Genomic DNA, 12021 nt, shown 5'->3' with positions numbered 1-12021 from the left:
TCTCGGTGCGCTCGTCGGAGCGGTCCGCGGTTCGGCCGGCGGTGCACAGTGTTCGACTGGCCTGTGTGGTGGTGCCCGGGGCCGGGCACTCGCGGGGTATGGGATCGAACGCAGGTCGCCCCACCAGCTCGTCGGCCGCGGTTTTCGGCGGTCGGCTGGTGCAACTGGCCGGTGACCGTGACGCCGCCTGGTTCTCGTGCGAAGTGTCCCGGCTGTGCGCCGAACGGCACTCCGCGGGAGGTCGGCCGGACTACGGCGATGTGCTTGCCTGGGTCGTTGATGCGATTGTCGGCGTGGTCATCGCGCGCCTGGGCGCCGCAGGTCCGGGGGAGAGGTTCATCCTCGACCTCCGCTTCACGGACGGGGGATCCGTGGACGTCGACGACTTGCCGGCGCCGGAGCGTTGGGTGCTGCGGACGGTGGCGGCTTACCTCGCCGAGGACCTTCCGGAGGTGAAGCGGTCGCTCACCGCCGCCGAACAATTCGACCTCACTATGCGGGCGGAGACCCTGGCTGACGCACTCATCTGGCTCGACTTTCTTCTCGATGTCGACCTTCCCGACCCGCCCGACGTCACCACCGCATAGTGTGGCCCCTGTCGGGGAAGCGGTTGGGTGGCGGAGCTTCGTGCTGCGGGGTCTGGGTCCAGATCCGGTGTTTGAGTTCCCCGCATGGGGCAGCCGGTCAGTCCGGTGTCCCCGACTGATCGTCGGGGTGCTCATGTGCGGTCAGGAGCAGGTGGTCGAACCGGGCGCGAGACGACGCGGGAAGGGCCGCCTCGGCGGCGAGGGTATCGACGAAGCGCTCGGCGAGGACGCGGAGCTTGGTGTTGGTCTGCTGCGAGCGCCAGGTGAGGATGCCGAAGGCCCGCTCGGAGGAGATGCCGTAGACGAGCATGAGCGCCCCCTTCGCCTGCTCGATCACCGCCCGCGATTTCTCGAGTTCGGCGACCGCCTCGGTGAGCGCCGCGTTGAATTCGCGGGGGTCGGTCTCCAATGTTTCGGTGACGTCGATGTAGTACCCGGAGGTGCCGATGACCTGGCCGTGGTCGTCGACCATTCGATCGCCGACCACGATGACGTGGTGGATGCGGCGATCGGTGTCGACGATGCGGTGTTTGCTGCTGAACGGTGCACCGGCGTGGATCATCTTGTCGAACAGTGCCGCGACCTGCGCGTGGTCGTCGGGGTGCTTGTGGGAGAGCAGAAGTTCGGTGGTGGGGGTGATCTCGCCCGGTCGGTAGCCGTGCATCCGCGCGACCGGGTCGGACCATTCCCAGCGCTGGCCGTCGAGGTAGAACCGGAAACTTCCGCCCTGTGGGGGTGCATTCGAGCCGAGGAGCTCATCACTGTCCACCGCTACACCCACTGCCCTCTGCACTTGGGCACCCTCGGCTCGGATGCCATTGCCACAGTATGCCGAGCACCCACACCGGAGTGGGCAGAAATAGTCCACACCGCCGTACCCGATGCCGCGGCCCAGGGCACAGGGCACAGGGCCGAATAGTCCCGCGGTCCTCGACCACGACCTCCTCGAATGGGTTCTGCCTGCTATCTATGCAGTCGGTGAGTTTGTGACTGTTGAGGCGAGGAGTGCACCGCCGAGGTAGGTGATGGCGTACTTGTCGTGGCGGGTTGTGACACCGCGCCAGTGCTCGAGTCGTTGACGTCACGCTCGACGGCTGCGGTGTCGGTAGAGCGCGGGATCGAAGGTCGATGGTCGCCCGCCTCGGGAGCTCTCCTGCTTCCGTGAGCCGTCTGCGAGATGCGTTGTGCAGTCGGCGACATCGGGCGAGTCCGGAGCGAAGATGACTGATCATCGTCAGTTTCTAGAGGGGGACGTAGCACGGTTACCCATGGGTTGCGACTGTCAGCCGGGGCTCTGCGGGAGACGTGAGGCAGCCCCCCGGCCTGTCCAGCGCGAGTAGGACAGGCCGGGGGCTGTGGATGAACAAGTGTCGTGAGGATGATGTGTCTGCCCGGCCAAATCACGGGCGACCGCCGCTGGGTGGCAGTGCGTGTGGGTGCCTATCGGGTGCCCGCGCAGAGAACGCGGAATAGGCGAGCCGGGGACGGCGCAGCACCTTCTCGGAGTTTTCGATCGTGCAACATCACCTGCCTTCCGTTGGATCGTCGTTCTCCCTCATCTCTGCGAGGTGGTGAGCGTTGGGTGGCAGCAACTTCCGGGTTCGAAAATCTGGGCCGCGCGGTAGGTACCGCCGCGTGCGTCGGGGCCCTCATGTTCTCGCCGGGGACGTCCGTGGTCACAGTCGGTGCCGACTCCGTGTGGAGGGGTGTGAGCGCGTCGGCGAAGATCAGGTCCACTTCGGCGGCCAGCAGCCGACACTCGAGGTCCCATACATACTCGACCTGCGGCAGTTCCGGTTCCACGGCCGGCGGGTCTGTCTGTGCGTACACCATCGTGTCCATCCCTCCCATCGCACTTCGGATCGCGTGGTCAGGCGCTGACGGCCTTTTGCTCCTCGCGGTGGCTGATCTCGATCTTCCGGGGCTTGGCGCGTTCGGCCACCGGGATCGTCAGCCGGAGCACCCCCGATTCGTAAGCGGCCGTGATCCGGTCGGTGTCGAGGGTGTCGCCGAGGAACAGCTGACGGCTGAACACACCCCGCGGCCGCTCGGCGGCCAGCATTTCCTGGTTGTCGGCGCGCGAAGGACGCTGCGCATGAACGGTCACCACATTGCGCTCGACATCGAGTTCGACCGAATCGGCGTCCACCCCGGGCAGATCGAACTCCACCACCAATTGTTCGCCGTCGCGCCACGCGTCCATCGGCATGGCCGCCGGCCGCGCCGTGGTGCCGAGGATCTGCTGCGTCAGACGGTCGAGATCGCGGAACGGATCGGTGCGCATCAACATTGTCTCCACCTCCAGAAACCCGAAACGTGATAGGTAACCTTCAGTAAATGCTGTAGATTCGTTGTAGCAAAAGCTGTAACTGCCCGCAAGAGGGGCGGCGGACTCGATTCTGCGAGGAGGACGCGCGATGTCGACCGACGACGAGTCGCGAGCGAAGCAGGGGGTCTACGGCATCACCGTGGCAGCCGAGCTCTCCGGATTCGGCACCCAGGCACTGCGTTTCTACGAGCAACACGGCCTGATCAACCCGGCGCGCACCACCGGTGGAACCCGCCGCTACAGCTCCCTTCGATGGCGGGGGCTGGTTGGCGGCGTTTGCGGCAGCAATGGCGCCAGCACTGAGCAGGGTGCCAAATCCGAATATCCAGAACATCACGATCGGCAGCGCGCCCAGCATGATCGAGAGATCGCTGCAGTAACGACCGAGAAGGCGAGGCGTCTTGGTGGGCCAAGGATGAGCGCGGCTTGCAGCTGTGGGGGTCGGTATTGCGGCACCTGCACGTGCGGACTCATATCGAACCCGGCCAGTGTCGGTAGGTGGCCGGTTCTCATTTGCGTTCAATGATCCGCTGTGCGATGACACTCAACCGGGTATTGCTTTCTTGGGACACTTTGGTGAGCAGCTCGAACGCACGGATCGCGTCAACATCGAATCGCTCCATCAGCATTCCCTTCGCCTGCCCGATGATGTCGCGTGAGGCGACTGCCGAGCGCAGCTGTTCTTCGGTGCGACTGCCGTAGCCGGGAGATCACCGACACCCTGGTGGAGCTGCTGAACTCGACGGTGCACCGGATCAATGCCCGCGCCGAGGTGCCGGGTCACGAACGAGCTGATCCGCGAGTTCAAGCGGGTCACCGGCAAAGAGAATCTGCTGTTCCGGGTCGCCGAGGCGACGGTGGATGCCGGGGACAAGCTGGTGCGCGACACCGTGTATCCGGTGGCGCCGCAGGCGATGCTGCGGGATCTGGTGGCCGAGTTCAAGTCGTCGGGCCGACATATCAGCGGACAGTGAAGGCCACGTTGCGCTCGTCCTACACCAACCACTACCGGGTCGGGCTGATCAAGCTGCTGTCGGTGCTGGAGTTCCGCTCCAACAACACCGTGCACCGGCCGGTGCTCGACGCGCTCACGCTGATCGACAAGTACGCCGGCGCGAACCTGCGCTATTACCCGCTCGACGGATCGGTCCCGGTGCATCGCGGTGTGTCCGGCGACTGGGCGGAGCTGGTGTATCAGGCCGACAAGCGCGGGCATCGGCGCGTGGTGCGGATGGTGTACGAGATCTGCACGTTCCAGGCGTTGCGGGATCAGTTGCGATGCAAGGAGATCTGGGTGGTTGGCGCCGAGAAGTGGCGCAACCCCGCCGAGGACCTGCCGCTCGACTTCGAAGACCGCCGCGTCGAGCATTATGGGGCGTTGCGCAAACCGCTCGATCCGACCGAGTTCATCGACGAGGTGCGCGAACAGATGCGCACCGAACTGGAAGCCCTGCACACCGCACTGCCCACATGCAGCTGGCTCGAAATCAAGGAACGACGCCAGGGCCCGATCAAGCTGACGCCGTTGCCGTCGGTCGCCGAGCCCCGCAACCTGCGCAAGCTGAAGAACCAGATCCAGACTCGCTGGGGTGTGGTGCTGTTGATCGACATCCTCAAGGAGACGGTGCTACGTACCGGCTGCCTGGGCGCGGTCACCTCGGTCGCCGACCGCGGCACCCTGCCGGAGAGGGTGCTGGCCGAACGCCTCCTGCTGGTGATCTACGCCTACGGCACCAACACCGGCATCGGAGCTGTGGCCGGCGGGGCGCACGGGCACAGCGAGGATGACATCCGCTACGCGCGCCGCCGCTACCTGAACGCGGAGGAGGCACGGCGGATCGCGATCGAGATCGCCAACGCCACCTTCGCCGCCCGCCGCACGACGATCTGGGGCGAGTCCTCGACCGCCATCGCGTCGGATTCGACGCATTTCGGGGCGTTCGATCAGAACATCTTCACCGAGTACCACTCCCGCTACGGACGCCGCGGCGTGCTGATCTACTGGAGCGTGGAGAAGGGCTCGGTGGTCGTCCACTCGCAGCGGCTCAACTGCTCGGCCTCCGAGGTGCACGCCATGGTCGACGGCGCCATCCACCACGGCACCGAAATGGCGGTGGAAGCCAATTACGTCGACACGCACGGCCAGTCGGAGATCGGGTTCGGCATCACGAGACTGCTCGGGTTCGATCTGCTGCCGCGGATCAAGCGCATCAACAAGGTGAAGCTGTACCGGCCGGCCGCCGGGGAGCCGGACCTGTGGCCGGGGCTGAAACCGGCGATGACCAGGCCGATCAGCTGGACCAAGATCGCCGAGCAGTACGACCAGATGCTCAAGTACGCGACCGCGATCCGCACCGGCACCGCGTCGACGGAGGCGATCCTGCGACGGTTCATGAAGGCCAACGCCGCCCACCCGACCTACCAGGCGATGATCGAACTGGGCCGGGCTCAGAAGACGGTGTTCCTGGCCCGCTACCTGCGCTCGCGCGGGTTGCAACGCGAGATCAACGACGGCCTGAACGTGATCGAGTCGTGGAATCGTGCCAACTCGATCATCTTCTACGGCAAGAACGCCGAGCTCGCGTCCAACCGTCGCGACGAGCAGGAAATGAGCGTGTTGTGCCTGCGGATCTGCCAGGCCGCCATGGTCTTTGTCAACGTCCTGATGATCCAGGACGTCCTTGCCGACCCGGACTGGGACGGTGTGCTCACCGCCGACGACGAGCGGGGCCTGACCCCGCTCTTCTGGTCGCACGTGCTCCCTTACGGCGAGGTCAAACTCAACATGAACACCCGACTGGCGTTGAGTGAGATTCCGCCGTCCGTTTGAGGATCCCTCATATACACGGTCTGTGATCCGGGACGGGTATCACAGCGCCTCGAAACCGCGGCGCCATGAGATCCTCGGATCGGCCCGAAGTCCGGGCCGATCCGAGGTTGGGTACTCAGCGCCTGGTCTCGTACCTGGTCAGGATCACGCCGTCAGGGAACGTCCGGGTCGCCACCAGGGTCAGGTAATCCCAGTTGCCCAGGGCCGCAAAGAACGGCGTGCCGCCACCAACCAGGACCGGATGAGTGACGATCACGTACTCGTCGATCAGCCCGTCACGCATGGCCACTGCGGCGAGTGTGGCGCCGCCGATATCCATGGGGCCGCCGTCCTCGCTCTTGAGCCGGGGTGATCTCGGTGACCGCGTCGCCGGTGACCAGCCGGGTGTTCCAGTCGACCGTGCTGATCGTCGAGGAGAACACCACCTTCGCAGAACGGCTACGCGTCGTACCGGTACCCCATCTGACCCGAGCCAACCCCGCTCGGTTTGTACCTGGTGACACGATCCTTACCGGCACCCCAACTAGCCGGAGGCGTCTTTTCGGGAGGGTGGTTTCGTCCCGGCGGGCGACCCGCCCCGAAAAGGCCTTTTGATCGGCCGTTTCGCAGCATCGAGAAAATACCTGTGCGCGGAGTCATTGGTCGAGAAATCGACCGCGCCCACTAGGCAGGCTCCGCGGGGCGCAGCAACCGTGTTCGGCCCGTGTCAGCATCGACGGTGTGCACGGTGGGCTTGCATCGTGTCCAATGCCTCGGTGAGCCATTCGGTCCAGAATGTTTCTAGGCCGACCCCGGCACGAAGTACAAGGTGTTGGAGTTTGGCCTCTGCAGTAGGGTCCTCAGCGAAGTCGCGTTGCTCGATTTCGAGGTACTCCAACAATTGCTGACGGTGCTGTTCGAGATGACGTTCGAGCTCGTTGGCAAGTCCGCCAACCCCTACCACTGCCGCGGCACGTACCCGAAGCAGCATCGGATCACGCACCGGTTTAGGGTCCTGTTGGACCGATACCCATCGTTCGAGTTCTGTACGCCCGGGCGGCAAGACTTCATAGGTCTTCCTCTGCCCCTGAGGGGTCACTACCTCGTCGCGCGCCTGGATGAGGCCGGCCTGTTCGAGCTTGTTTAGTTCGCGGTAGATCTGCTGGTGAGTTGCGGACCAGAAGTACCGAATCGATCTGTCGAAGCGCCGCGCTAACTCGAGTCCCGACGAGGGTTTCTCGAGCAGCGCAGTAAGGATGGCATGGGGTAACGACATTGCACGTCCTTCGTTCGCATGGGTTCGTCTCGCAGCTTACGTAAGTGCGCCGAGCGACCGCAGATTCTTATGCAACTAGTTGCAAAATAGGGATCTGGTGTTTAGCCTCCTTCTGTCACCTAGTGTCAGGAGAGACTCAATGTCCGACTACCCGCATTTGCTTTCTCCACTCGACCTCGGCTTCACCACCCTGAGGAACCGAGTCTTGATGGGGTCGATGCACCTCGGACTCGAAGAGGCCCCGGATGGTTTCGATCGAATGGCGGCGTTCTATGCAGAGCGAGCGCGTGGCGGTGTCGGGCTGATCGTCACCGGGGGAATCGCACCCAACGCGGAGGGGCGCCCCTGGGCCGAGGGCGCCAGCATGACGACACTCGAAGAAGCAGAACAGCATCGGGTGATCACTGAGGCCGTGCACCGCGAAGGTGCAAAAGTCGTGATGCAGATCTTGCATTTCGGCCGATACGCGACGCACCCCCAACTGGTGGCGCCGAGCGCGATCCAGGCGCCGATCTGTCCGTTCGTCCCGCGAGAGTTGAATTCCCGGCAAGTAGAACAGACAATCGACGACTTTGTCAGCGCAGCCGAACTCGCACTCGAAGCAGGCTACGACGGCGTCGAGATCATGGGGTCCGAGGGGTACCTCATCAACGAGTTCCTAGCCTGCCGGACGAACCAGCGAACCGATGGGTGGGGAGGCGACTTCCGTCGTCGTATGCGATTTCCGATTGAGATTGTCCGTCGCACACGCGAGCGCCTCGGTATGCGCTTCATCATCAGTTTCCGACTTTCGTTGCTGGACCTCGTCCCCGGCGGATCGACCATCGAGGAAACACTCGAACTCGCCAAGGAACTCGAAGCGGCAGGTGCTTCGATCATCACCACGGGGATTGGATGGCACGAATCACGAGTGCCGACTATCGCCACACCCGTTCCGCGCGCGGCCTTTGCCGGTGTCACTGCGCGACTGAAGAACTCGATCTCTATCCCGGTAGTGGCGAGTAACCGCATTAACACGCCCGAGGTTGCGGAGGCTCTGCTGTCTGCAGGCTCGGCCGACATGGTCTCGCTTGCCCGGCCCCTACTCGCCGATCCGGAGTTCGTAGTGAAGTCCGCCCGCGGCCGCGCAGATCGAATCAACACTTGCATTGCGTGTAATCAGGCCTGCATCGACCACACGTTGAGTGGACGCATCACTAGCTGTCTGGTCAATCCTCGCGCATGCCATGAGACGCTACTGCAGGTGACTGTCCCACCCCGTAGGCGACGGATCGCCGTCGTCGGCTCCGGCCCAGCAGGAATGGCGTTCTCGGCATTCGCCGCGCGTCGAGGACACGCTGTAACGCTATATGATTCGGCGCCAACCATCGGTGGACAATTCGAGATCGCCCGACGCATCCCCGGCAAAGCCGAGTTCGCCGAGACGCTGCGCTACTTTTCCACGGAGCTGGCGGACAGCGACGTCCAAGTCAGACTCGCCACTACCGCAACCGCTCGCGGCCTGACCGACGAAGGGTTTGACGACATTGTCGTCGCCACCGGAATCGTTCCGCGTACCCCCAATATCGACGGAATAGACCATCCCACAGTGTTGAGCTACCTTGACGTCCTCAGCGGCGGTCGTCCCGTTGGACGGCGCGTCGCAATCCTCGGGGCCGGTGGGATCGGTTTCGACGTCGCGGAGTATATCACTCACGACCATTCGTCCTCGAACGAGGATCTCGCGGCGTTCTACGGCAAGTGGGGAATCGATACACAGTACTCGGGTGACGGTGGTCTGACCGAGCCCGTACCGCCGTCAACCGATCGCATAGTCCACCTACTGCAACGAAAAACGACGAAGGTGGGCGCGGGTCTCGGTGTGACGACCGGCTGGATCCACCGCGCCGAACTCACACAGCGAGGCGTGAACATGATTTCAGGGGTGAATTACCGCCGGATTGACGACGATGGCCTCCACATCATAGTCAACGGTGCCCACCGGACACTCGAGGTCGACACTGTCATTGTGTGCGCCGGACAGGACTCGCGGCGTGACCTCTACGACGAACTAGTCGCTCTAGGAGCGAATCCGCACCTCATCGGCGGCGCCGACGGCGCTGCTGAACTCGATGCCAAGCGAGCGATCCGCCAAGGAGTCGAGCTCGCCGCCACTATCTGATAATTTTGGAATTCCAGACGACAACTGTGACGCTCGAACGCGATCTCGTCGATTCGGAACGCGAAGCATACCGGCAGACTGGGCGGAAGTTTCTCGGGAAGGAAAAAGCTCTCCGCACCACGAACTGTCGGAACCGATCGGCCCGTCGACCATTGGCTTTCGAGGCAGCCGGGCGCTCGGGATACCGAGGATGCCAAGCACGTGGGTTGGGCTGCGTACAGAGCCTGCGAGGGCGTTCCCGACGTCGCCGCTTACCTGGATCGGGTGGGCGAGTGTGCCCGTTGTTGAGGAGCCGTCCGGGTCCTGCACCCACACGGTTGCGCCCTCGGCCGCGAGGAGACACTGCCCAGCCAGACCGTGCATCGGTGCGATTCTCTCTCATAGCCTGGGCGTCGAATCGGGCGAGCGCTGAGGGGTGGTCGAGCCAGGATCGCAGTTGTTCGGGGACCTGGACCGATTGCGGTTGACCGAGCAAGGCGAGTTGTTCGACTGCCGAGACCAACTGATGTGCGGGCATCCCGGGGAGCGGAACAACGTCGTCTACGACTGTCACTGCTCTCCTCCGCGTCCGCGGTGCTGTTACGCGGCAATAGGTGTTCGAGGGGTTCGCCGAAGAGAGGAATACTCTAGACGGGGGCGGTAAAGCCATGTGGGCAGTGGCGAATCCCTTGCGTGCGTGTCGCTTGCTGCCGTTGATCATGTCGTTGAACCTGCCTGCGGTCCATGTCGCGCGCAGTCCGAGCCTCCCCATGATTATCGGGACCGCGTGGCCGAATTTCGGTTCGTCGACCCAGATGGTGCGCAGATCGTCCGGGGTGATGCCGGTGGCGATCCGATCGGCGATGAGGGTCCCGACGTAGGTGGCCTGGGCGAGTCCGTGGCCGTTGCAGGCCAGGGAGTAGTAGACGTCGTCGCCGATCGTGCCGGCCACCGGTAGCCAGGTCGAGGTGATCCCGATCCAGCCGCCCCAGGCGCGGTCGATCGCGACGTCCGCCAGCGGCGGGAAGCGTCGTGCGAACGCCTTCGCGAGGTCGGCGACCACCGCCGGGTCGGGATGGCGTTCGGGCAGCGGATAGCCTGCGCCACATTCGATTTGGCGGACGCCGAACACGATGGTGTTGCGTGCGGTGAGTCGGTAGTTCTCCATGATGTTGTGCTGGGTGATGAGCCCGGATCGGCTGGTCCAACCGAGCGCGGCGAGACGCTGCGGGGAGATCGGCTCGGTTTCGACCTCGGTCACCCACATCGGTGACGATAGGCGTTTCGGCGTGATGTCCCACTCGCCCGCATAGGCGTTCGTGGCCAGCACCACTTTCTGCGCCAGGATCACGCCGCGGGGCGTCTCGACAGTGACGCCGTCGGTGCCGCGAACGATGTCGCCGACCTTTGATTGTTCGAAGACCTGCACGGTCGAGGCGAGCACCGCGCTGCGAAGGCCGCGCAGGAGCTTGCCGGGGTTCATGATTCCGCCCTTGATTTCGCGCATGCCGCCGAGGAAGCCGGGCGGGATGCCCAGTTCGCGTGCCGTGCCCTCCTCGACGTGGGCCTCGGCACGGCGGAGGATCTTCGCGATGCGGCGTGTGCGTCCTAGCTGCCCGCGCGAGACGGCCGCGAAGACGTTGCCGACGGCTTCGTAGTCGCAGTCGATGCCGAGCTTCTCGATCATGCTCTCGACGTGGCCGGCGGCGTTCTCGGTGAGGCGGATGATCGCCGGCATGCGTCTGCGGTAGAGCAGATTCAGCAGCTGAATGTCGCCTCCGGGCGCGCTCGCGAGTTGGCCGGCGTTGCGTGAGCCCGCACCGTGCCCGCAGAAGTCCGACTCCAGCAGTACGGCGTCGACGCCGCGCTCTGCGAGGCGCAGTGCGGTCGCCATGCCCGCGAGCCCGCCGCCGATGACCGCGACGGAGCAGGTGAAGTTCTCCGTCAGCGGTGGTCGGATGTCGGTGGGAGGATCGACCGACCCGGTGAAGGTGGTATAGGTCGTGTTCGCCGTGGCGCTCATGCGATATCAGCCCCCCAGGCGGGGGAGGGGGCGGCCGGATCGAGGTGTGCGTCGTCCCGCTTGTTGTGGGCAGCGAAGGCCGAATACGCCCGGTAGATGACGAGCATCGCCAGGCCCCAGGTGAACAGCGCGAGGGTGTAGAAGAGGGTGTGGTTGGCGTCGTCGCCCGGAATTCGCCAGAAGTCGTAGATCGAGGCGACGACCACGTTCAGCGCGGTGGCGCCGACTACCCACCCGGCGTGGGCGAGCTCGCCGAGTTCCCAGAGGCGCCACGCGAAGTAGCACAGGAAGCCGGAGGTCGCGAGCGCAGTGATCAGGAAGAACACCTTGCCCGGTGTGCCGATCTCCTCGGCGAACTCGGACAGGAAGAACCCGAGGATCGCGGCCAGGGTGAACGCGCCCACCTCGACGCCGAGCGTGGGCTTGTACCTGTGCGTGACGACCAGCAACCCGAGGACAAGGATCAGCGTGAACCCGATCGAGCGCGAGAACGCGTCCAGAAAGAAGGCGATGCGGTGCATCGGGGAATCGGTGCCGGCCTGGGTCACCCCGTAGATCAGGAAATTCGTCCCCGATATGCCCATGATGATCCATTCGAGACCGATCAAATAGTTGTGATGGCCCCGAATGAACTTCACGCCGCAGATGAGTCCGACGACGATCATCCAGATGTCCGCCGCGGCGAAAAGAATGTCGCGCATGGCAGCGCCTCCTCGAGTGTGACCGTGATCTCGTGTGTCGGCTTCCACAGTGGCGCGCCCATGAGGACGCCCGCTACGCCGACGTGCAACCACGTGTAGCGCCAGCCGCAACACACTGCACCACGAGACCGTGTGATCGGCATCTCACAGGCGCGG

The 12021-nt window shown here is 64.3% G+C and carries 10 protein-coding genes and 2 pseudogenes; 5 read left to right on the top strand and 7 right to left on the bottom strand.

Features of this window, described 5'->3' with window-relative positions; genetic code table 11:
- Positions 1–98: 98 nt before the first annotated feature.
- Positions 99–587: a hypothetical protein gene (locus BLV94_RS05945; protein WP_072948593.1), complete on the top strand. Its 489-nt coding sequence runs from the start codon at positions 99–101 to the stop codon at positions 585–587.
- A 97-nt stretch (positions 588–684) separates the two neighbouring features.
- Here the strand turns inward: BLV94_RS05945 and BLV94_RS05940 are convergent, their stop codons facing one another.
- Both BLV94_RS05940 and BLV94_RS05930 read right to left on the bottom strand, forming a co-directional pair.
- Positions 685–1368, bottom strand: coding sequence for a PAS and ANTAR domain-containing protein (locus BLV94_RS05940; RefSeq protein WP_072948595.1), 684 nt, complete (start codon positions 1366–1368; stop codon positions 685–687).
- 1089 nt (positions 1369–2457) lie between these two features.
- Positions 2458–2877 (bottom strand): Hsp20/alpha crystallin family protein, encoded by a 420-nt coding sequence (locus BLV94_RS05930; RefSeq protein WP_072948597.1) that lies wholly within the window; start codon positions 2875–2877, stop codon positions 2458–2460.
- A gap of 127 nt (positions 2878–3004) precedes the next feature.
- Between BLV94_RS05930 and BLV94_RS50520 the strand changes: the two genes are divergently transcribed.
- On the top strand, positions 3005–3442 hold the full coding sequence (locus BLV94_RS50520; protein ID WP_244163524.1) for a MerR family DNA-binding transcriptional regulator: 438 nt from the start codon (positions 3005–3007) through the stop codon (positions 3440–3442).
- Here BLV94_RS50520 and BLV94_RS05920 read toward each other — a convergent pair.
- Positions 3426–3608 (bottom strand): annotated as a pseudogene (locus BLV94_RS05920) (ANTAR domain-containing protein); the annotation flags it as partial. The gene BLV94_RS50520 and the pseudogene BLV94_RS05920 overlap by 17 nt on opposite strands.
- A gap of 66 nt (positions 3609–3674) precedes the next feature.
- Here BLV94_RS05920 and BLV94_RS50515 point away from each other — a divergent pair.
- Positions 3675–3890 (top strand): hypothetical protein, encoded by a 216-nt coding sequence (locus tag BLV94_RS50515; RefSeq protein ID WP_244163523.1) that lies wholly within the window; start codon positions 3675–3677, stop codon positions 3888–3890.
- Positions 3887–5746, top strand: a complete 1860-nt coding sequence (locus BLV94_RS05915) for a Tn3 family transposase (protein WP_244163522.1) — start codon at positions 3887–3889, stop codon at positions 5744–5746. The genes BLV94_RS50515 and BLV94_RS05915 overlap by 4 nt, the downstream gene beginning before the upstream one ends.
- Positions 5747–5861: 115 nt before the next feature.
- Here BLV94_RS05915 and BLV94_RS50510 read toward each other — a convergent pair.
- Positions 5862–6174, bottom strand: a pseudogene (locus BLV94_RS50510) (dihydrofolate reductase family protein); the annotation flags it as partial.
- Positions 6175–6452: 278 nt separating this feature from the next.
- Complete coding sequence (locus tag BLV94_RS05905) at positions 6453–7001, bottom strand: PadR family transcriptional regulator (RefSeq protein ID WP_072948599.1); 549 nt, start codon at positions 6999–7001, stop codon at positions 6453–6455.
- Between the two features lie 139 nt (positions 7002–7140).
- On the opposite strand from BLV94_RS05905, the gene BLV94_RS05900 reads away from it, so the two are divergent.
- Positions 7141–9162, top strand: coding sequence for an NADPH-dependent 2,4-dienoyl-CoA reductase (locus tag BLV94_RS05900; protein ID WP_072948600.1), 2022 nt, complete (start codon positions 7141–7143; stop codon positions 9160–9162).
- On the opposite strand, the gene BLV94_RS05895 is transcribed toward BLV94_RS05900, so the two are convergent.
- Both BLV94_RS05895 and BLV94_RS05890 read right to left on the bottom strand, forming a co-directional pair.
- Entirely contained in the window at positions 9155–11164 is a 2010-nt protein-coding gene (locus BLV94_RS05895; protein WP_083395498.1) for an NAD(P)/FAD-dependent oxidoreductase, read from the bottom strand. The genes BLV94_RS05900 and BLV94_RS05895 overlap by 8 nt on opposite strands.
- Positions 11161–11865 carry a transporter gene (locus tag BLV94_RS05890; protein WP_072948601.1) on the bottom strand — a complete coding sequence of 235 codons (705 nt, stop codon included), beginning with the start codon at positions 11863–11865 and terminating at the stop codon, positions 11161–11163. Before BLV94_RS05890 ends, BLV94_RS05895 begins: the two co-directional genes overlap by 4 nt.
- Positions 11866–12021: the final 156 nt, after the last annotated feature.

Source organism: Rhodococcus koreensis, assembly GCF_900105905.1.
Lineage (GTDB): Bacteria > Actinomycetota > Actinomycetes > Mycobacteriales > Mycobacteriaceae > Rhodococcus_F > Rhodococcus_F koreensis.
Note: the sequence above shows the minus strand (reverse complement) of the source record. Positions and strands in the feature narration are given on the sequence as shown.